General features: G+C 39.4%; 18 protein-coding genes. 1 reads left to right on the top strand and 17 read right to left on the bottom strand.

Translation table 11 applies throughout. From position 1 onward, the window contains the following. Positions 1-349: 349 nt before the first annotated feature. From coaE to ACFQ4X_RS11190, 11 genes are all read right to left on the bottom strand, one after another. The gene (coaE, locus tag ACFQ4X_RS11140; protein ID WP_379835137.1) at positions 350-955 is read right to left on the bottom strand and encodes a dephospho-CoA kinase; all 606 of its coding nucleotides are present in this window, start codon (positions 953-955) and stop codon (positions 350-352) included. Between the two features lie 14 nt (positions 956-969). Continuing rightward, complete coding sequence (gene ytaF, locus ACFQ4X_RS11145; RefSeq protein ID WP_379835139.1) at positions 970-1,602, bottom strand: sporulation membrane protein YtaF; 633 nt, start codon at positions 1,600-1,602, stop codon at positions 970-972. A 60-nt stretch (positions 1,603-1,662) separates the two neighbouring features. Continuing rightward, a complete protein-coding gene (mutM, locus tag ACFQ4X_RS11150) occupies positions 1,663-2,484 on the bottom strand; it encodes a DNA-formamidopyrimidine glycosylase (protein WP_379835140.1) in 822 nt (273 codons plus the stop codon). A gap of 63 nt (positions 2,485-2,547) precedes the next feature. Then, positions 2,548-5,184 (bottom strand): DNA polymerase I, encoded by a 2,637-nt coding sequence (polA, locus tag ACFQ4X_RS11155; RefSeq protein WP_379835142.1) that lies wholly within the window; start codon positions 5,182-5,184, stop codon positions 2,548-2,550. Positions 5,185-5,670: 486 nt separating this feature from the next. Further along, positions 5,671-7,404 carry a two-component system histidine kinase PnpS gene (gene pnpS / locus ACFQ4X_RS11160; protein ID WP_379835144.1) on the bottom strand — a complete coding sequence of 578 codons (1,734 nt, stop codon included), beginning with the start codon at positions 7,402-7,404 and terminating at the stop codon, positions 5,671-5,673. Further along, positions 7,404-8,117 carry a winged helix-turn-helix domain-containing protein gene (locus ACFQ4X_RS11165; protein ID WP_379835145.1) on the bottom strand — a complete coding sequence of 238 codons (714 nt, stop codon included), beginning with the start codon at positions 8,115-8,117 and terminating at the stop codon, positions 7,404-7,406. The genes pnpS and ACFQ4X_RS11165 overlap by 1 nt, the downstream gene beginning before the upstream one ends. A gap of 682 nt (positions 8,118-8,799) precedes the next feature. After that, entirely contained in the window at positions 8,800-9,276 is a 477-nt protein-coding gene (locus tag ACFQ4X_RS11170) for a MaoC family dehydratase (RefSeq protein WP_379835147.1), read from the bottom strand. An 81-nt stretch (positions 9,277-9,357) separates the two neighbouring features. Beyond that, entirely contained in the window at positions 9,358-10,296 is a 939-nt protein-coding gene (gene mdh / locus ACFQ4X_RS11175; protein ID WP_379835149.1) for a malate dehydrogenase, read from the bottom strand. 78 nt (positions 10,297-10,374) lie between these two features. Further along, positions 10,375-11,643, bottom strand: coding sequence for an NADP-dependent isocitrate dehydrogenase (icd, locus tag ACFQ4X_RS11180; RefSeq protein WP_379835151.1), 1,269 nt, complete (start codon positions 11,641-11,643; stop codon positions 10,375-10,377). Between the two features lie 107 nt (positions 11,644-11,750). Continuing rightward, positions 11,751-12,866, bottom strand: coding sequence for a citrate synthase (gene citZ, locus ACFQ4X_RS11185; RefSeq protein ID WP_379835152.1), 1,116 nt, complete (start codon positions 12,864-12,866; stop codon positions 11,751-11,753). Between the two features lie 208 nt (positions 12,867-13,074). Continuing rightward, a complete protein-coding gene (locus tag ACFQ4X_RS11190) occupies positions 13,075-13,533 on the bottom strand; it encodes a DUF441 domain-containing protein (protein WP_379835154.1) in 459 nt (152 codons plus the stop codon). 37 nt (positions 13,534-13,570) lie between these two features. Between ACFQ4X_RS11190 and ytvI the strand changes: the two genes are divergently transcribed. Continuing rightward, positions 13,571-14,695 (top strand): sporulation integral membrane protein YtvI, encoded by a 1,125-nt coding sequence (gene ytvI, locus ACFQ4X_RS11195; protein ID WP_425589400.1) that lies wholly within the window; start codon positions 13,571-13,573, stop codon positions 14,693-14,695. A gap of 344 nt (positions 14,696-15,039) precedes the next feature. On the opposite strand, the gene ACFQ4X_RS11200 is transcribed toward ytvI, so the two are convergent. The 6 genes from ACFQ4X_RS11200 to ACFQ4X_RS11225 form a co-directional block, all read right to left on the bottom strand. After that, positions 15,040-15,435: an FxsA family protein gene (locus ACFQ4X_RS11200; protein ID WP_379835158.1), complete on the bottom strand. Its 396-nt coding sequence runs from the start codon at positions 15,433-15,435 to the stop codon at positions 15,040-15,042. Between the two features lie 348 nt (positions 15,436-15,783). Then, entirely contained in the window at positions 15,784-17,538 is a 1,755-nt protein-coding gene (pyk, locus tag ACFQ4X_RS11205; protein ID WP_379837146.1) for a pyruvate kinase, read from the bottom strand. Between the two features lie 89 nt (positions 17,539-17,627). Continuing rightward, complete coding sequence (pfkA, locus tag ACFQ4X_RS11210; RefSeq protein ID WP_379835159.1) at positions 17,628-18,587, bottom strand: 6-phosphofructokinase; 960 nt, start codon at positions 18,585-18,587, stop codon at positions 17,628-17,630. A 118-nt stretch (positions 18,588-18,705) separates the two neighbouring features. Beyond that, complete coding sequence (accA, locus tag ACFQ4X_RS11215; protein WP_379835161.1) at positions 18,706-19,683, bottom strand: acetyl-CoA carboxylase carboxyl transferase subunit alpha; 978 nt, start codon at positions 19,681-19,683, stop codon at positions 18,706-18,708. A gap of 2 nt (positions 19,684-19,685) precedes the next feature. Further along, entirely contained in the window at positions 19,686-20,540 is an 855-nt protein-coding gene (gene accD / locus ACFQ4X_RS11220; protein WP_379835163.1) for an acetyl-CoA carboxylase, carboxyltransferase subunit beta, read from the bottom strand. A gap of 16 nt (positions 20,541-20,556) precedes the next feature. Next, the gene (locus tag ACFQ4X_RS11225; RefSeq protein ID WP_379835165.1) at positions 20,557-21,204 is read right to left on the bottom strand and encodes a FadR/GntR family transcriptional regulator; all 648 of its coding nucleotides are present in this window, start codon (positions 21,202-21,204) and stop codon (positions 20,557-20,559) included. Positions 21,205-21,221: the final 17 nt, after the last annotated feature.

The following is a 21,221-nucleotide window of genomic DNA, read 5'->3' on the forward strand; positions in this document are numbered from 1 at the left end:
GCTATTAGAAATTGTTGATTTCCACTCCAGGCAACGATCTTCTAAAAGATTTTAGCTTTTGAGTATTTTGTTACTCCTCTTCATTGACAAGGTAATTGGAGCGGAAGGTGCGAGACTCCTGCGGGAGCAGCGTGCCTGCTACCTGACTATTCTTCTCGCAAGGCATGCGACGAGGAAGCTTACTACGGTAGGATTTTCTTGTAGACGCAGGAGCAGAACTTCATATATCTTCACAGGGCTCACCGCACGCCCGCGGAAAGCGAGCATCCTGCAGCGGAAATTAACCACTTACAAGAGCAGCAATGTTTACGAAAACAGCCTTTAGAAAAGAGCAAATTAAAAAACAGCTCTATTTAATAGAGTCTGTTTTTTTAACTTCATGAAGTTGTTTAAGTAATTTTTGTTCTAAATCTGCTTTTGTATTATTATTTTCAATTACAACATCAGCCAATTTCTTTTTCTCTTCGATCGGCATCTGAGACTTTATTCTTGACTCAGCTTGTTCCTCTGTATACCCATCCCGCTCCATCAAACGCTTAAGCTGTATGTCTGGATGAGTATAAATTAGCCATGTTTCATCTACCATGTGAGTAAGTTTACTTTCAAATAATAAAGGGATATCCATGATTACTAAAGGATTGCCGTCGCTCAAATGCAGTTCAGCTTGTTTTTTCATTTCTGACCGCACAGCAGGATGCACGATTTCATTCAGCTTTAGCCGTTTCTCAGAGTTATTAAATATAATTTCCCCTAGTTTTGCCCTGTTTAAGGTCTTGTCAGAAAGAAGAACGTCATCTCCAAAAAAAGCGACTATTTTTTCGTAAGCGTCTTTTCCAGGCATTACTACTTCCCTTGCAATAATATCAGCGTCGATGACAGGTATTCCTTGTTCGCTTAAGATAAGACTGGCTGTAGATTTCCCGGTTGCGATTCCGCCTGTTAATCCAATAATCAATGGTTTTCCTCCTGTTACATTCTTAATAAACCCATTACAATCAGTAAAATACCTGGTAGAACTGATAACCGTTTCATCCAATTCGTTTTATTAAAAAAATATAACCCTAATGCCATACCGCCCCATAAGAACAGAGCACTCATAACTGCAATTGACACTGTGGTCAAAAGAGGCGAAAGATCAATTAACGCAGCTCCAATTCCTGCTCCAAAAGCATCAAGCGACAAAGCTATTCCCAGCAGAACTGCTTCCCAGCCAGTAATGGAACCAGATTTATCTATATCAGCCATGACTGGTTTTTTCAAAATATGAATGACGATTCCTAATGATTTTATTTCAAATAGCACTAAATTTTTTGGTTCTGTTTCGATGTTTTCTTTCTCTGGTAAAAAAACCTGCCAAAGAGAGTAGATTCCGATTCCAAGAAGAATTAAGCCGCCTAACACTTCACCTGTTTTTTGAGTAATAAACTGTTCTAAGGTAAATCCGAGGAACATTGAAAATAAAAAGGTAACAGCTGAACATATTGCGATGATTAATATGGAGCGAAAAGGAATTTTAATGGACTTCATTCCATACGTTAATCCGGCTCCAAAACTGTCCAGGCTGACGGCCAGTGCCAGTAATACAAATGAGTAAGCCACCATGTCCCTGTACTCCTTTCAGTTAACGGTAAAAGCAGTATATGAAAGGAGTATAAATTTGGTTTATTTTTGACAGTTCTTACAAATGTGAGTGCCTCTTCCTGCTACAACCATGCGCTCAATCTCATTCCCGCAGATACGGCAAGGCTCACTCTTTCTTCCATACACAAACAATTTCAGCTGAAAGCCTCCAGCTTCACCCATCGAATTCGTATAGGAACGGATCGTACTTCCACCATGTTTTACCGCTTCAGCTAAAATATCAGTAATTGCATTCTTTAATTTTTTTAACTTGTGTATAGATAATTCATTAGCGGGTGTTTCAGGATGAATTTTCGCTTTAAATAATACTTCATCAACATAGATATTTCCGAGACCTGCAATGAATGTCTGATCAAGGAGCACCGCTTTAATGCTGCGTTTTGTCTTGGAGAATAACTTTTTCATCAGTCCCGCTGTAAGGGAATCTGATAGCGGCTCAACACCTAATGAGCTTAGCGGAAGGTGATTTTCTTCTGTACCTTTAGGATATAGATGCATTGTACCGAATTTACGGACGTCTCTATATCTGAGTTCAGTTCCATCCGTAAAAGAAAAGATAACATGAGTATGCTTGTCAGCTTGTTCTTCCTTGTTGAACAGCCCATATTTGCCTTCCATTCTCAGGTGAGAAACAAGAGAATCCTCATTTAGATGAAAAATTAAAAACTTCCCTCTCCGGTATACTTCTTCAAAACTCTGACCTTTAAGCCTTACAGCAAATTCTTCAGTTATAGGATGCTTGATGATATTATTCCAATAAATTTTTACTTCCTCAATGACTTTCCCAGGTAAAAATTTATTGAGTGTATTTTTCACATTTTCTACTTCAGGTAATTCAGGCACGAGTTTCACCACACTTTACTATGAAAAACAGCACCCCATAGCACGGGGATGCTGTCTTATTATTTATTTCGCTTCATACCACGAATCGCCCCAGCTTACATCAACTTTAAGAGGCACATCGAGTTGAACAGCCTGTTCCATCACTTCACAGACAATTTTCTTCAGCTTTTCAATCTCTTGTTCTGGCGCTTCAAAAATTAATTCATCATGAACAGTTAACAGCATTTTTGCTTCGAGTTTTTCGTCACTGAGACGGTTGTCCATATCAACCATTGCTTTCTTTATAATATCGGCTGCTGTGCCTTGAATAGGAGTATTCATGGCAGTCCGCTCAGCAAAACTGCGTAAATTGAAATTTCTGCTGTTGATCTCCGGCAGGTAGCGGCGTCGATGAAGCAATGTAGAAACGTATCCGTTTTGTTTAGCTTCAGCAATACTATCCTTCATATATTGCTGTACACCCGGGAAGCTCTCCAGATAGGACTTAATAAATTCACCAGCTTCTTTTCTAGTTATCCCTAAGCTTTGAGATAAACCATAATCACTGATTCCATAAACGATACCAAAGTTAACAGCTTTCGCATGTCTTCGCATTTCAGATGTCACTTCATCCTGGTTGACATGAAAAACATCCATGGCTGTTTTTGTATGAACATCCATCTCGCTTTGGAAAGCCTCCATCAGATTTTCATCCTGGGATATATGGGCCAGTACACGAAGCTCGATCTGAGAGTAATCTGCAGCTAGTATTTTCCATCCAGGCTGAGATGGTACAAAAGCATGTCTGATTTTTCTCCCTGCTTCCAGACGAATTGGTATGTTCTGCAGGTTCGGATCGATCGAACTAAGGCGTCCTGTCTGAGCAAGCACTTGATTAAAACGAGTATGAATTCTCCCTGTATCTTCATGAACAACTTTTAACAAGCCTTCAATATAAGTTGATCTTAGTTTACCTAACTGGCGGTATATTAAAATTTTATTGATAATCTCATGTTTGCCTTCTAATTTTTCTAAAACATCAACGGAGGTAGAATAACCTGTTTTTGTTTTTTTAACTGCAGGCAGATTTAATTTTTCAAAAAGAATCTCCCCGAGCTGTTTTGGTGAATTAATATTGAACGAAACACCTGCAAGTTCATGTATATCTTTTTCAAGCGTAGAAAGCTGTGCTTCTAAGTCAGTGCCCATTTCTCTCAGGGTATCTGCTTTTACCTTCACACCGATTTCTTCCATTTTCGCAAGTACCAAAGATAATGGCATCTCTAAATCATAGAACAAGTTGCTTTGTTCATTTTCTTTTAATTTATCTGCTAATACATCAGTTAAAATGAAGATAGCATGTGCTTTTCGGCTAAGGTGTTCTGCTAGAATATCTTCTTCGGGCAGTTTTTTCTTTGCCCCTTTTCCATATATCTTCTCATTTGAGTCAACGTTTAGCTTTCCATACTGCTTAGCCACATCAGCCACTTCGTCTAATGACTCCGACGGATTCAGAAGATAAGAAGCAAGCTGGATATCAAATTCGATGCCATTTAATTGAATCCCTTGTCCTTTTAAAGCAACGTGAGCTCTTTTAGCATCAAACATTCTCTTCTTTTGATCATCATCTTCAAGCCATTCTTTAAATTCATTTGAGGCTTCAGCTAGACTTGATGAAATATAATACGTTCCGTGCTCATTGCTTATCGCATAACCTTGAATGTCAGCTTTATGGTAATCCTCAGTCAGCGTTTCTACAATTAATGCGGATGGATTCTGCAGCATTTCAGCATCAATAGAAGAAACCGTTTGAAAATTCAATTCTTCTTTTTCGATCTCTGGAAGAAGTTCTTCATCTCCGCCTAAGCGTTCCAGCAGAGATTGAAAACCGAGCTCTTTAAACAACGGAAACACAGAAGAATTTTCATAACCTTCGTAGTTCGTATCTTCTAATCCTAGCTCGATCGGTGCTTCTTTTGTAATCGTTGCAAGCTCTTTACTCATTAATGCCTGATCTTTATTTTCTGTTAACCGTTCTTTTAATTTTGCCCCTGAAATCTGATCGATCGAATCCAACACTTTTTCTACAGAGCCATATTCTTTAATGAGCTTAATAGCCGTTTTTTCTCCTACTCCCGGAACACCTGGAATATTATCGGAAGGATCGCCCATAAGACCTTTCATATCGATAATTTGATGTGGGGTAATCCCATATCGCTCGTTTACTTGTTCGACAGTATAAGCTTCTACTTCAGTTATACCTTTTCTCGTCAGAACTACTTCGACATCTGGCGTTACGAGCTGAAGCAAATCTTTATCCCCCGTAAATACTTTTACATCCCAGTTGCCATCTGCGGCATTTGACGCGAGTGTTCCGATGATATCATCCGCTTCATAATTCTCAAGTTCATATCTTTTAATCTTAAATGCATCCAGCAGCTGTCTGATAAAAGGGAACTGCTCAGAAAGCTCAGGCGGTGTTTTTTGACGGCCGCCTTTATATTCACCGAACGTTTTATGGCGAAAAGTCGTTTTTCCCGCATCAAAAGCGACAAGCATATGCGAGGGCTTTTCATCTTCTAAAATCTTAAGAAGCATTTGTGTAAAGCCATAAACAGCATTTGTATAAACACCTTTATCATTGTTTAACAGCGGCAAAGCAAAGAAAGCTCTATATGCAATACTATTTCCATCTACTAAAACTAATTTATTTTTTCCCAAGTCCGTTACCTCCTGAGGGCATTTCTCTAGTTTCTATTGTATCATGACGGATAAAAGAAACAAAAAAGAAGAAACGGTATGTAAGCATTCGGAGAGCTTTATTGATTTCACGAATGCTCTAAGCTACAAATTTTGAATTGTTTTTTTATTTACTTCACTGCAAAGTTGATTGGAGCGGAAGGTGCGAGACTCCTGCGGGAGCAGCGGGACAGGTGAGACTCCTAACGGTGCAAAGCGCAGAGGAGGCTCACCGCACGCCCCGCGGAAAGCGAGCACCTGGAGAGGAAATCAACATCTTTTAATAGCAACAATGAAAAACAGCCTTTAAGATTGGGTATTACTCGTCAATTCGCCGCTTATCAATCTACAAAAAAAAGGCGAGAATCCATGGAGGACTCTCGCTAAGGGGGTACTGAAAAAGGATACTTTTATAGTACGGTTTAACTATTAATTAAAGAAAACAACGGTGTAAAGGAATTGTAAATCTTATAACTCTAACTTTTTTGGGAAGAGTATAATAAAATGAGAACCTTCTCCTATCTTGCTTTCTACTTTAATTGTCCCGTGGTGCGCTTCTACTAGATGCTTTACGATAGCAAGCCCTAAACCTGTTCCGCCAGAATTCCTGCTTCTTGCTTTATCAACCCGATAGAATCGTTCAAATATTCGGGGAATCTCACTTTCTTTAATACCTATTCCTGTATCTTTAACAGTCAGCATCACTTGTTCTTTCTTTTCTTCTACATTTACAGATACTGATCCATCTGCTGGTGTATAGTTTAGACTGTTAGATACGAGATTAATGATAATTTGCTTTAGACGCGGGGCATCCCCATCCATCATTGGATTACCAGAAACGGATATTGAAAGTGTGATATTTTTCTTTTCTGCTTTTGGAAGCAATATCTCTATTGTTTCTTTAACCAAATCCTCCAGGTTAACTTTCTGCACATCCAGGTGGAATCCTTGCTCACTTTTTGAAAGATCCAGCAAGTCTTGTATCAAAGCTTGAAGACGGTCACTCTCATTCAAAATAATCGTTAAAAACTTATTGCGAAATTCTTCATTTTCTCCTGCTCCATCTAAAAGGGTTTCCGCAAAACCTTTTAAAGATGTGATCGGGGTTTTCAGTTCATGGGATACGTTCGCAACAAAATCTTTTCTGACCTGTTCAAGCTTCTTCAATTCAGTTATATCGTGAAATACGAGTACTATGCCCCTAAGCTTACCTTTCACATCTAAGACTGGAGCACTGTATACATCAAAGTGTTTTCGCTCAATATGAATCGGGATGACTACATTCTTCTTGACGTTCCTTTCGGTTAAATATGTTTCTTTAACGATATCTTTAATTTCAGCATGCGGGAAAACTTCGTAAAACAGGTGACCTGTCCAATAGTCAGCGTGCTCTTTAAATAATTCTTTGAAAGCTTTATTCACCAGGTTAATGTATCCATTCGAATCAATCAAAATTAATCCGCTGCCCATATTTTCAATCAATGTTATTAGCCTGTCATGCTGAGACTCCTGAGACTTCGTCATTTTTTCAAGATTACGTGCCAGAACATTAAGTGAATAGTTCAGTTCCCCAATATCTTCACCGTAATATTCATATGTTCTAGCTTTAAAATTTCCTTTAGCGAGCTCTTTTGCAGTTTGCGTTGCTTCTTCAACAGGGCGGACAATTTTATGAATGACCTTTACTGATACATATAGAATAATGACAAAACATATTAGAAAACCAATAGACATCATAATCCAGATGGATCTTTCAGCGGCTTCTGCTGCACCTTCTGGAATAGCTAACTGTATATAGCCCGTATTTTCTTTTTGCTTTCGCTCGAGCGTATAATAAATTTTTCCGCTCTCATTTTTTTGAACCAGTTCATTATCTGAAGATTGCTTTTCCGGGTAATAGGACGACATGTTTCTAGGACTATTTCCATCCGAAGTATATTTAACGTTCCAGTTCGAATCCAAAACATAAATGTCTCCATTTAAATCCTTTGAAGCATATCTTAATAGGTTTTTAATTGTTGAAGGCTCTTCTTCTGTATTTAAGACTTGTTCAATTAACCCTAACTCTCCAGCATAAAACTGCATTCTTTTTTCTTTAACACTGTGATGAACAATATTGCCCATAATGAGTGCCAGGAGTATAAAAACCAGTAAAATCCCGAGTAAAAAAAACGTAAGTACCCGGTTTTTAAATTCGTTCATTATTGAGGCTCCTCTAATTTATATCCTAGTCCTCTAATTGTTTTAATATAGATCGGCTTTCTAGTATTCGTCTCAATTTTCTCCCGAAGATGGCTGATATGAACATCAACAATCCTAGTATCTCCGACAAAATCATAGTTCCAGACAGCTGACAAAAGCTGTTCCCTCGAAAGAACGCGCCCTTTATGTCTCGCAAGGTACACCAGCAATTCAAATTCTTTTGGTGTTAATTCCAGCGCTTTATCTTTAAAATAAGCTTCATAATTTTCAGGGTAAATATCTACCTCTCCAATTTGAAGATGTTCCACTTCATCTTTTATATGTTTTTCTGCACTAGGTTCCGCTGCTGCAGTCCGGCGGAGAATCGCCTTCACTCGTGCAACTACTTCTCTTGGACTGAAAGGTTTTGTCATATAGTCATCAGCGCCTAATTCAAGACCCAGCACTTTATCAAATTCATCATCTTTAGCCGTCAGCATAAGAATTGGAATGTTTAATTTTTTTGAGCGCAGCTCTTTGCAGACTTCCAGCCCGTCCATTTCTGGAAGCATTAGATCTAATATGATCAGGTCAGGAATTTCGCTTTCTGCTTTTTCTAGTCCGTTTTTGCCATCCATAGCTGTTACTACTTGAAATCCTGCTTGTTCTAGATTGAATTGCAACAATGTTGAAATTGAAATTTCATCTTCTACAACGAGTAACTTTTGGCTCATTCAAATTCCCACCTTTATAGCGACTTTTACAAATTTATCATACTATGTTTTTGTTAGTGTGTACAAAAATCGCTAAATTTTCACACTTGCTTAACATTTTCTTTACATATTTTTTACATTCACAAAATCTGTTTTCTTAATCCTTGTTGCTTTAGAAGGCGTTATCATCGCTGAATAGTTGATTGGAGTGCAAGGTGCGAGACTCCTGCGTGCCTGCCACTTGAATATACTACTTGCAAGGCATGCGACGAGGAACACGCTTCGTCAGGATATCCATGCAGACGCAGGAGCACACAAACTTTCTTTCAGGGTGAGACTCCTATGGCCACAAAGCGCGAAGGAGGCTCAACGCTCGCCCCGAGGAAAGCGAGTACATGGACCTAAAATCAACAACTTTCAAGAGCAACAGATTTTTCCTTTCAAAAAGGCTCTTTTCTAGAAGATTATTGCTACAAAGAGGTTTTGAAGTTCTTCATTGAAAAGTTGGTTGAAGGGGAAGGTGCGAGACTCCTGCGGGACAGGCGGGCAGGTGAGACACTTATAAGTGAAACGTACGAATGTGGCTCACCGCCTGCCCCGCGGAAAGCGAGCACCTGGAGCGGAAATCAACCACTTTTAAATAGCAACAAAGCTTTACGAAAACACCCTTCACAAAAATAAAACCCTTTCATCAGAAAGGGTTTTAAAAGTTTTCCATCGTATTTGATGTAATAGGTTTTGGCGGATATGGTGGGCAAACTTGAAGGTCAGCGTACAACACTTCATTTCCCTCTTCATTTTTTGCAGTTACTTTCATCGCAACTAAATGATTATCCCTGTCTACTTCTGTAATTTCAAACAAGAACGTTAGTTTTGAATAATGATATACAGGTTTTACAAAATGAAAGTGTGATTGTGTAATAGAGCTTCCTGGGCCAGGCAGGTATTTTGATACTGCCGAAGTTACCATCCCCATCAGCATAATTTGCGGTACTATAGGCTTTTTAAATGGTGTAAGTGTCGCATAATCATGCTGTATAAAGAGAGGGTTGTTATCGTTTGTTAATCCTAGATACAGCAAAAGGTCTTTATCTTCAATCGTTTCTTGCATCTCGAGTTTCTCTCCGGCCTGGATTTCATTAATTTTCCGGCCAAGCTTTCTCTTTTTTCCGATCAGCACTTTAGTTCCCCCCTTAATGTTAACGCTTTCATTGTAAATAGGAGAAAAGATTCGGGACAAGCTCCCGAATCTTCTTTTTCATTATGCCAGAACTTCCATTACAGCCTTTACAGATTCTGCAGATTGATCAAGTGCAGATTTTTCTTCAGCTGTAAGCTCTAATTCAATGATTTCTTCTAAGCCATTGCCGCCTAGAATTGTAGGTACTCCTAGACAGATACCATTGTAGCCATATTCGCCTTCTAAATAGGCGATTGAAGGAAGCACCCTGCGCTGATCCTTCACGATGGCTTCTACCATTTCAACCAATGAAGCAGCTGGTGCATAATACGCTGATCCGTTACCTAATAAGTTAACGATTTCACCGCCGCCTTTACGTGTGCGCTCAACAATTGCATCCAGACGTTCTTTTGAGATTAATTTTTCTAAAGGAATTCCACCCGCATAAGAGTAGCGGACTAAAGGAACCATGTCATCACCATGTCCGCCAAGAACGAAACCAGTTACGTCTTTTACAGAAAGGTTTAACTCCATAGCAACAAAAGTACGGAAACGAGCTGTATCAAGAATTCCAGATTGACCGATTACACGCTGTTTAGGGAATCCAGACTCTTTTAAAACTGTATAAGTCATGGCATCCACTGGATTAGTTAATACGATGATCGTACAGTCAGGTGAATGTTTAACGATTTCCTTTGTAACACTCTTCATGATTCCTGCATTCGTATTGACAAGGTCATCTCGGCTCATACCAGGTTTGCGTGCGATACCGGCAGTGATTACTACAACATCAGACCCAGCAGTATCAGCGTAATCGCTAGTACCCGTAATGGCAGCGTCAAAACCTTGAACAGGACTTGCTTCCATCATGTCAAGCGCTTTCCCTTTTGTAGGGTTTTCCATTTGAGGAATATCAACTAATACAACATCCCCGATTTCTTTTTGCCCTAAAATGAAAGCAGTTGTTGCTCCGGTAAATCCTCCACCAATAACTGAAATCTTTTTACGCTTGTTTGCCATGTCTTTCCCTCCAGAAACATTATAGAAAACGTTTACTAAACTAATTTCAGCAAAGCCCCTAGTTAAAGGGGCAGTTGCTTACATATTTTTAATTAGTTCGTCTGCAAACTCAGAACATTTAACTTCTGTAGCACCGTCCATCAAACGTGCAAAGTCATATGTTACTACTTTACTTGCAATCGTATTTTCCATCGATGAAAGAACTAGTTTGGCTGCTTCTCCCCAGCCTAAGTGTTCTAACATTAGTACACCTGAAAGGATAACAGATGAAGGGTTTACTTTATCAAGACCTGCATACTTCGGTGCAGTACCGTGAGTTGCTTCAAAAATAGCATGTCCTGTTTCGTAGTTGATGTTTGCTCCAGGAGCAATACCGATTCCGCCAACTTGAGCAGCAAGAGCATCAGAAATATAGTCACCGTTCAGGTTCATTGTTGCTACTACGTCAAATTCTGCTGGACGAGTAAGAATCTGCTGCAAGAAGATATCAGCAATTGAATCCTTAACGATGATTTTGCCTGCAGCTTCTGCATCAGCTTGTGCTTTGTTAGCTGCATCCTTGCCGCTTTCTTCAGCAATACGGTCATATTGAGCCCAAGTGAATACTTTGTCACCGAATTCAGCTTCTGCCAACTCATAACCCCAGTTTTTGAAAGCTCCTTCAGTGTATTTCATGATGTTTCCTTTGTGAACAAGTGTTACACTCTTGCGGCCTTCGTTGATCGCATATTGGATCGCAGCACGCACTAGACGCTGTGTACCTTCAGAAGATACAGGCTTAATACCGATTCCTGATGTTTCAGGGAAACGGATTTTGTTAGCACCCATTTCATCTTGAAGGAATTGAATAAGCTTTTTCACTTCGTCAGAACCGCTCGCATATTCGATACCTGCGTAAATATCTTCAGTATTTTCACGGAAGATAACCATGTTAGTATCTTCAGGACGTTTTACTGGTGAAGGTACACCTTTGAAATATTGAACAGGACGCAAGCAAGTGAATAAATCTAATTCTTGTCTTAGTGCAACGTTTAGAGATCTGATTCCTCCGCCGACTGGTGTGGTTAGAGGTCCTTTAATCGCAATTATGTAATCGCGAATAACATCTAAAGTTTCTGATGGAAGCCATTCTCCCGTTTGGTTAAATGCTTTTTCTCCAGCAAGAACTTCTTTCCAAACAATCTTTTTCTCACCGTTATATGCTTTTTCAACAGCAGCTTCTAATACTCTTGAAGCAGCAGCCCAGATATCTGGTCCAGTTCCGTCACCTTCGATGAAAGGGATAATTGGCTGGTTTGGTACATTCAACACTCCGTTGTCAACTGTAATACGTTCTCCGTTAGACATTCTAAATTCCTCCTATTTCTGCAAATACATTTACCATACTAGTCTACTAAAAAACATAGTGAAAAGAGAAGAAGAATCCCTTCTCTTTTTAAATGATTTTTTTTCGTTTATCTTTCCTCTAATGGAACGAACTTTTGCATATCAGGTCCGATATACTCAGCACGAGGACGGATCAGACGATTATTTTCGTACTGCTCCAAGATGTGTGCAATCCAGCCGGAAACACGGCTGATAGCAAAGATTGGCGTAAATAAGTCATGATCAATACCCAGGCTGTGATAAACACTCGCAGAGTAGAAGTCAACGTTTGGAAGCAAGCCTTTCTTTTGCTTTAACGTTTCATCAATTTTCACACTCATTGTATACCATTTTTCTTCACCAGTAATTGAAGTTAACTGCTTAGACATCTCACGCAAATGTTTCGCACGAGGATCTCCATTTTTGTATACACGGTGTCCAAAGCCCATAATCTTTTGCTTATTTTCAATAGCTTTATCCAAGTATGATTCAACGTTAGCTTCTTCACCTATCTCAGAAAGCATCTTCATAACCTGTTCGTTTGCTCCGCCATGAAGCGGCCCTTTAAGAGCGCCGATTGCAGCTGTGATGCCTGAGTAGATATCAGAAAGTGTCGCAACACATACACGTGCAGTGAATGTAGAAGCATTTAATTCATGGTCTGCATGCAGTACCAGTGCTTTATTAAAAGCAGTTTCAGAAATTTCATCAGGTTCTTTACCTGTTAGCATATATAAGAAATTAGCAGCATAGCTTAAATCTTTTTTAGGAGATAAAGGATCTTTTCCATCTCTAATACGTGCAAATGCCGTTACTAGTGAAGACATTTGTGCCTGAAGACGGATGGCTTTTTTATAGTTTCCTTCCGTAGACATATCCTCTGCGTCCTTATCATACATCGCAAGTGTAGACACGATTGTACGCAAAACTGTCATTGGATGTGCGTTCTTCAAAGGAAGCGATTTCATTTGTTCCAACAATTCAGCAGGAAGCTCACTCGCTTCTGAAAGCTCTGATTTGAACTCATCTAGTTCAGATTGGTTAGGCAGTTTACCATTCCAAAGCAAGTATACAACTTCCTCAAAAGTTGCATAATCAGCTAAGTCATCAATGCTATATCCTCTATAGGTTAAAACATCGTCAATGATAGAGCTGACAGAAGATGTTGTTGCAACAATTCCTTCTAATCCTCTTGTAGCTGTCATGGCTATCTCTCCTTTTTTTTCTGTTATTCTCTCTTCTCCTTTAATTGTTTCATTTTTTCAAAAATAGAAAGAGCTTACATTTTTCTTCTCAAAAAAAGAGAGAAGAAAATGAAAGACTATTTAAAGGAAATGGGACATACACATCAATTATAAACAAAAATCTGATTTTTGTGAACGGATAACGCTTAATTCATGCCTATTAAGGTGATTATGCTGTAAACATTCCAACTATTCTCATGGCAAGATATGCAATGCCTGCACCGATTAATGGACCCACAGCAACTCCTTTAAAGAGTGCCACTGCGAGTATTGTACCAAAGACTAAAGCAGCGGTAATATGCGGGTCATTTTGAAGCAGCACCAGTCCTCTGCTGGCGATAACAGCAACGAAAATACCTGATAGCAGCGCAATCCATGCATAGAAAGAGCGGAGTGATTCCTGCAGCTGTTTAAACCCGATATCACCTGTTGCAATTGGAATTAGTACCGCTATCGTAATAATGGTGACTCCCCAATTTATACCTTTTTGTTGTATAACCGAAAACCATTTATCACCTAAACCCGTAAATTTTAACACTAATAAAAATGCGATAGCGATCATGAGGGATTGGTTCTTTGCGGCCACCCCAATAATTAATAAACCAATTAGAAAAAGTAAAGATTCCATAATAAATTCCTTTCTATTTTTAGTAACCAGAAAGCAGGTGATAACCTTGCAGCCCGATATGGTACAGCGGATTATCCGCTTCAGTTATATTATTATAATTGCTGCTGGTCTTATTTTTACAGGCTATTATGTTTCAGCCATTCTTTATCCATTTATAGCAGGTGCCTTAATTGCACTTATTATAAATCCATTAGTAGGATTTTTATCATATCGTTTTAAAATGAACAGGGCACTTGCTGTTATAATCTCGATTATAGCTCTTCTCGGGTTTCTGATCTTAATTCTCACCTTGCTTATCCAGGAAATGATGACTGGATTTGCTTATATTGCTCATGAACTGCCTTCCTATATTCAGGAGCTTGTTTTTTATTTTGAGAACTACTTTAAAACCCAAATACTTCCCCTCTATCATGATTTACTTTCTATTTACAGTAAATTGGGTACCGATCAGAAGGAAACCGTGATGGATAACATCGAAAAAATAGGAACAGGCATCACTACAAACGTAACTGGAATTACGCAAGCTATTATTAATAGTGTGTCATTAATGATAGTAAGTTTGCCTACATTTTTAACTGTATTTATTTTTTCACTGCTGGCAGCATTTTTTATAAGTAAGGACTGGTATCGATTAACAGGTTTTTTAACAGGCATCTTTCCAGAGAAACTTACGTTTACTGTTAAAACAGTATATTTCGAGCTTAGAAAAGCTCTATTTGGCTTTTTGAAAGCACAGCTGACTTTGATATCAATAACAGCTTTCATCGTTTTAATCGGTCTTCTTATTCTGAGAATTGATTATGCCGTTACGATCTCTGTTTTGATAGGTACTATCGATCTTCTTCCTTATTTAGGAACAGGAGCTGTGTTTCTTCCATGGATCGCATATTGTTTTTTAACTGGCAACTACACACTTACCATTGGGTTATCTATTCTTTATGGAATTGTTGTTATACAAAGGCAGATCATGGAGCCTAAACTGCTTGCACAAACGATAGGATTAGATCCACTGGCTACATTAGCTGCACTCTTTGCAGGATTTCAGCTGTTTGGATTCGTCGGTTTGATTATAGGTCCTGTCTTCCTTGTTGTTATCCGTGCATTATATGAAGCAAAATTCTTTCATGAAATCTATCAATTTATTATAAAACCAGTAAAATAAATATAAAAAAGAACGCCTGTAATCTGCAGCGTTCTTTTTTATTAGCTGTTTTCGCAAATTTTGTTGTTTTTGAAAGTAGTTGATTTCCGTTCCAGGTCGCTCGCTTTCCGCGGGGCGTGCGGTGAAACATGTAAGCATGTAAGATGTCATATTCAAGGAAGTATGTGTGCTCCTGCGTCTAATAGATATCCTTTCGAAGTGGGCTTCCTCGTCGCATGCCTTGCAAGAAGAATACTCGAGTAGTTGGCACGCACCTTGCACTCCAATCAACTTCTCAATCAAGTGAAATAAAAATAATCATCAGCAACAATCTTTTAGAAAAGAGCTATTTATTTAAAGGAGATCTATGGTCGCCTAATAATAAAAAACTGGCCTGATTTTATTTTATTATAAAGTTTAGCTTTGAGCCAAATCTTCACTGCTTTTCGAAACGGAGGGAACAGCAGAGAGAATCCCGCAAAGTCTGTTAGAAATCCAGGTGTTAAAAGCAATGCACCACCTACTAGAATACAGGCACCGTCAAGGACTGCATCCCCTGGCATCTGGCTGCTTGCCATTTGCATTCTAATTTTGTTAATCGCCTCTGTTCCTTCTCTTTTTGCTAGAAAAGCTCCTATTATTCCTGTTAAAAAGATGATTGCTATAGTAGCTGGAATTCCAATATACTGTCCTGCAAAAATGAAAAGTCCAACTTCGATGGCTGGCACAAGAATAAAAATAAGCAATAATATTCTAAACATACTATATTCACCGCTTTCACTTGACAAAGAAAAAAGCGCATATTCTTGATCTTGCTGCTTCTTTTTTGTCTTTCATAGACCATTTTACGTATGAAAAAAGAGAAGGTTTCGTTCCTTCTCTTTTTATTTAGGCTGTTCTCGAAAGTTTTGTTTAAGAAATGTGGGAGAGTTGATTTCCGCTCCAGGTGCTCGCTTTCCGCGGGGCGTGCGGTGAGCCTCCTCGGTGCTTTTGCACCTGCGGAGGCTCACCTGTCCCGCTGCTCCCGCAGGAGTCTCGCACCTTGCGTCCAATCAACTTTACCTAGATGCACATTCACAAAACTAATTCAAAAAACATTCTTTTAGATATTAGATTACATTCTTCCTGCCATCATAAATATATCCAACAGATGCGTCGATCGTAATTTCCTGACCATCAGTGAAGATATCTGTAGCATTTTGAAGCCCAACGATTACAGGTATGCTCATAGATACTCCGCAAACAGCAGCATGGCTTGTAAGACCGCCTTCTTCTGTTATGACAGCAGCGGCTTTTTCAAATGCAGAGATCATATCACGATCTGTTCCAACCGTAACAAGTATTGCTCCTTCTGTCATTTTTTCCATAGCCTCTTTTGCTGTCTTCGCTACTACTACTTTACCTGACGCCGATGATTGTCCAATTCCTTGCGCTTTAGCAAGTACATCCCCGATGATATGAACCTTCATCAAGTTTGTTGATCCAGATTCACCAACAGGAACTCCTGCAGTAATAACAACCAAGCTGCCATGCTTAACGGCTTCTGCTTTAAGTGCAGAATCAATCGCCACCTGGAACATTTCATCTGTCGTTGCTGCTTTTTCACCTAAAACAGGTGTAACACCCCACACTAATGCAAGCTTGCGGCAAACATCTTCATTGCTTGTTACAGCGATGATTGGTGCTTTTGGACGGTATTTTGAAATCATGCGTGCGGTTTGACCTTTTTCTGTAGCAGTAATAACAGCATCAGCTTCTAAATTCAAAGCAGTAAATGAAACAGATTGTGAGATCGCATCTGTTATCGTTGTTTTGCTTTCCTTGCTCTTTGAAGATAGAAGGTTCTTATAATTTAATGAACTTTCAGCACGGCTTGCAATCTTATGCATCGTTAATACTGCTTCAACTGGATAATTACCAGCAGCTGTTTCACCAGATAACATGATTGCATCTGTACCGTCAAAAATAGCGTTTGCTACGTCACTCGCTTCTGCGCGTGTCGGGCGCGGGTTGCGCTGCATAGAATCAAGCATCTGTGTCGCAGTAATAACCGGCTTTCCAAGTTCATTACACTTTTTGATAAGCATTTTTTGAACAAGCGGCACTTCTTCAGCTGGAATCTCAACACCTAAATCTCCGCGCGCTACCATCAAACCATCAGAAACAGCAAGAATTTCATCGATGTTTTCGACACCTTCTTGGTTCTCGATCTTAGGGATGATTTGGATATGATTAGCTTGATGTCTGTCTAAAATTTCACGGATTTCAAGAACATCTGTTGCACGGCGAACAAAAGATGCAGCAATAAAGTCAACCCCTTGCTGAATTCCAAACTCAATATCCTTTGCATCTTTGTCTGTTATGCCAGGCAGCTTCACGCTGACATTAGGTACGTTAACACCTTTTTTGTTCTTTAAAGTTCCAGAGTTTAAAATTTTCGTTGTCAGTTCTTTGCTGCCAATCTCCATAACTTCAAGTTCAATAAGTCCATCATCAAGCAAGATTCTTGATCCTACTTCAACATCTTCAACAAGACCTGGATAGGTTACTGAAATCTTTTTATCATTTCCGATTACTTCTTCCATGGATATGATAAGTTCATTTCCAGCTACAAGCTCTGCAACTCCGCCTTCAAGTGTTTGAGTACGGATTTCTGGACCTTTTGTGTCTAAAAGAATAGCAACAGTTTTGCCAAGTTCTTTTGAGGCTTCACGGATATTTTTGATTCTTTGTCCATGCTCATCAAAATCACCGTGGGAAAAATTAAGACGGGAAACATTCATTCCGGCGTTCATTAAATCTTTTAGTTTATCAATGCTTTCGCTTGCCGGACCTATAGTACAAACGATTTTTGTTTTGCGCATCATGTAAATGGCCTCCTGATTTTCTTTTTCGCAAGAAGGCATCGTACAGACTGAAGATAAACATCAGCTATACGATGCTATTCTGCGGGTTATATGGATAGTTCCTGAGATAATCTGTACATATCTTTATCTATCGAATGCTTTCTAGATAGAACTTCTGTAATGTCATAATCCACAAGTTTATTATTTTCAATACCTACAGTTCGTCCAGCTTTGCCTTGCAATAGCAGTTCCACAGCTTGAGCTCCGAGACGGCTGGCTAATACACGGTCGAATGCAGTAGGTGATCCGCCGCGCTGAATATGACCCAGAACGGTCACTCTCGTTTCAAAGCCTGTTAAAGTCTCAATCTCTTTTGCAACATCGACACCGCTGCCGCAGCCTTCTGCAACGATAATAATACTATGCTTCTTACCGCGCTCGTGTCCTCTTTGCAGCTTCTGTACAACTTGTTCCATTTTATGGTCTTCTTCTGGAATAAGAATTGTCTCAGCCCCATCAGCAAGTCCTGCCCAAAGTGCAAGATCACCTGCATCGCGTCCCATTACCTCAATAATATACGTCCGTTCATGCGATGTAGCTGTGTCACGAATTTTATCAATCGCATCAATAATTGTATTAAGTGCTGTATCAAAACCAATTGTGAAATCAGTTCCAGGAATGTCATTATCAATTGTTCCAGGAACTCCAATCGTAGGGTATCCTTGTTCAGATAGTTTCTTCGCTCCTTGGAATGAGCCGTCACCACCGATAACAACTAGACCTTCAATTCCGTATTTTTTCAACTGTTCAATTCCTTTTTGCTGTCCTTCTGGTGTTTTAAACTCCAGGCAGCGGGCAGAATGAAGCATCGTTCCGCCTCTATGAATAATATCACCAACAGAGCCAAGCTCTAGTTTTTTTATATTCCCTGAAATCAGTCCTGCATAACCATTGTATATCCCATAAACTTCTAAATCATGATATATACCTTTTCGGACAACCGCACGAATCGCGGCATTCATGCCCGGAGAATCGCCGCCGCTTGTTAAAACTCCAATCCGTTTCATGAAACCTTTCACCTCTCTAGTTCTCTCGTCTTATTAAAATATCATGTTCAAATGTTGAACACAATAGACAACAATAGGCAAAAAAATGCGCCCTTCCTATAGCGGAAGAGCACATTCCTTATTTAACAACAATGGAATCGTTTACAATCCCAAATTGTCCGATATTTTTATATTTTTCATAACGCTGCTCAATTAATTCATCTTGAGACATTGAAAGTAAATTGTTCAATGAAGACTCTAAGACACTGTCAATTTCTTCTGCTTGGCGTTTTGGATCTTTATGAGCTCCGCCTTTTACTTCTTCAATAATTTCATCAATAACTCCTAGCTCTTTTAAATCAGGAGCAGTTATTCTCATAGATTCAGCTGCTTTTTTTGCTAGTGAAGCATCTTTCCAGAGAATTGCAGCTGCACCTTCTGGTGAGATAACAGAATACGTAGAGTTCTCAAGCATGTGAACATAGTTACCCACACCAAGAGCTAATGCACCCCCGCTTCCGCCTTCACCAATCACAATACAAATAACAGGAACTGTTAATCCTGCCATTTCTACCAGATTGCGGGCGATCGCTTCACTCTGTCCTCGTTCTTCTGCAGCCTTACCAGGGTATGCTCCCTTTGTATCGATAAAACAAATGATCGGCCGATTAAACTTCTCAGCCTGTTTCATTAATCTTAAAGCTTTTCGATAACCTTCTGGATGAGGCATACCAAAGTTTCTGCGCAGATTTTCCTTTGTATCTTTCCCTCTTTGGTGCCCGATCACAGTAACTGGAAGACCTTTATAAAAAGCTACTCCTCCAACGATTGCTTCATCATCACCAAACAGACGGTCTCCATGAAGTTCAATAAAGTCCGTGAATAAATAGCTGATATAATCAAGGGTAGTAGGGCGTTCAGCATGTCTGGCAATTTGAACACGATCCCATGGTTTCATCTCGGAATATGTGCTGTTTTCCAATCTAGAAAGCTTTTCCTCAAGTCTTTGAATTTCATCTGTAAGATCAATATCTTTCTCTTCCATAAAAGACTTTAATTCTGCTATTTTCTTTTCGAGTTCGTGTATCGGTCTTTCAAATTCTAGCTCTGCCGCCATGCTTAACGCCCCCCTTCTGAGTGGATTTTTAATAATGTGCCCAGCGTTTTCTTCATATCGCTACGGTGAATTACACCATCCAGCTGACCATGCTTCAATAAAAACTCTGCTGTCTGAAAATCATCCGGCAGTTCCTGTCTTATTGTTTGTTCAATGATTCTTCTGCCTGCAAATCCTATAAGGGCTTTTGGTTCGGCAAAGTTATAATCTCCTACTGATGCGAAGCTCGCTGAAACACCACCAGTAGTCGGATGAGTCATAACGGAAATAAATAAAAGTCCCTTGTCACTGAGTTTCTTCAAAGCCACGCTTGTCTTCGCCATCTGCATAAGACTAAGAACGCCTTCTTGCATACGTGCGCCGCCTGAAGCAGTGAAGATGATAAACGGATTTTCATTCTCGATCGCTTTCTCGATAGCACGTGTAATCTTCTCACCTACTACAGAACCCATGCTTCCCATTCTGAAACGGGAATCCATTACAGCTAGCGTTACGTCCATACCGCTTAATTGTCCTTCTCCTGTAACTACAGCTTCATTGATTTTTGTTTTCTTTCGGTCACTCTCAAGTTTTTCAAGATAATCAGGAAATTCCAATGGATTTTTTGAAATCATATTTGCGTCATATTCAGTAAAAGTACCTTCATCTATCAGACTCGCTATTCTTTCCTGCGAAGACATCGAATAATGGTACTGACAGCCTTGGCATACAAGCAGGTTCTTCTTTAACTCTTTTGTGACCATAATATGCTTGCATTCCGGGCATTTACTCATAATCCCTTCTGGTACATCTTGTTTTACTTTACCAGTAGGAATTGTGGCATATTTTTTCTTTTTTACGAACAATCCTTTAATCATGAATGAATAACACCACCTATTCGATTGCGTTTAGGGCATCGTTTTGTTTTGATAACAGATCAGTTAACTTCTGTGCATTCTTATCTGCAAGAAGAGAAAGAACTTCCTTGCACAATTCTGGAGACCAATGTGAATCTGTTCCTTGTAATGATGACCCATAACCCGTAAGTTCCACATATAAACGATAAAGAAGATGATTGCCGCATGACTGTATTACATTTTTTTCGAATGTTTTACAAAGATTATTAATTTCTTGAGCTCTTTGTTCCATCTTCTGAGTTAACTGCTCGAGTTTACTTATCTCTAGAGAAGAGATTCTGATTGTTGCAAGTTCCATGCAGTCTTTAATGACTATATTTCGTGTTTCTTGCAGATCGTGCCGGGCCTTTTCATCGTTAAGAATAAAGGAAGCGAGTACTTCTACCAGTCTGTGTCCTGTTGCCTCACGTATAAAAGTACCCTCGCCTCTTCTCGTTTCGATTAAGCCAAGCAGCTCAAGAGCTCTTAAAGCTTCACGTACGGAAGACCTTCCTGCATTTAAGCGGTCACTTAGCTCCCTTTCTGATGGAAGCTTGTCACCTGCTTGAAGACGGTCCTCAACAATAATTGCCTGGATTTTCTTTAAAATTTCAATATATACTTTTTCGGTAGGCTGGACAGACATTCCTCTCTCCTTTACCG

The organism is Fictibacillus halophilus, assembly GCF_042680145.1.
GTDB classification, from domain to species: domain Bacteria; phylum Bacillota; class Bacilli; order Bacillales; family Fictibacillaceae; genus Fictibacillus; species Fictibacillus halophilus_A.

Excerpts from the sequence above, each read along its gene's own strand:
- mdh (WP_379835149.1), bottom strand. The coding sequence starts at position 10,296 with ATGGCAAACAAGCGTAAAAAGATTTCAGTTATTGGTGGAGGATTTACC.
- ytaF (WP_379835139.1), bottom strand. The coding sequence starts at position 1,602 with ATGGTGGCTTACTCATTTGTATTACTGGCACTGGCCGTCAGCCTGGAC.
- ACFQ4X_RS11190 (WP_379835154.1), bottom strand. The coding sequence starts at position 13,533 with ATGGAATCTTTACTTTTTCTAATTGGTTTATTAATTATTGGGGTGGCC.
- ACFQ4X_RS11200 (WP_379835158.1), bottom strand. The coding sequence starts at position 15,435 with ATGTTTAGAATATTATTGCTTATTTTTATTCTTGTGCCAGCCATCGAA.
- accD (WP_379835163.1), bottom strand. The coding sequence starts at position 20,540 with ATGATTAAAGGATTGTTCGTAAAAAAGAAAAAATATGCCACAATTCCT.
- icd (WP_379835151.1), bottom strand. The coding sequence starts at position 11,643 with ATGTCTAACGGAGAACGTATTACAGTTGACAACGGAGTGTTGAATGTA.
- ACFQ4X_RS11225 (WP_379835165.1), bottom strand. The coding sequence starts at position 21,204 with ATGTCTGTCCAGCCTACCGAAAAAGTATATATTGAAATTTTAAAGAAA.
- citZ (WP_379835152.1), bottom strand. The coding sequence starts at position 12,866 with ATGACAGCTACAAGAGGATTAGAAGGAATTGTTGCAACAACATCTTCT.
- ACFQ4X_RS11165 (WP_379835145.1), bottom strand. The coding sequence starts at position 8,117 with ATGAGCCAAAAGTTACTCGTTGTAGAAGATGAAATTTCAATTTCAACA.
- pnpS (WP_379835144.1), bottom strand. The coding sequence starts at position 7,404 with ATGAACGAATTTAAAAACCGGGTACTTACGTTTTTTTTACTCGGGATT.
- accA (WP_379835161.1), bottom strand. The coding sequence starts at position 19,683 with ATGGCGGCAGAGCTAGAATTTGAAAGACCGATACACGAACTCGAAAAG.
- pyk (WP_379837146.1), bottom strand. The coding sequence starts at position 17,538 with ATGCGCAAAACAAAAATCGTTTGTACTATAGGTCCGGCAAGCGAAAGC.
- pfkA (WP_379835159.1), bottom strand. The coding sequence starts at position 18,587 with ATGAAACGGATTGGAGTTTTAACAAGCGGCGGCGATTCTCCGGGCATG.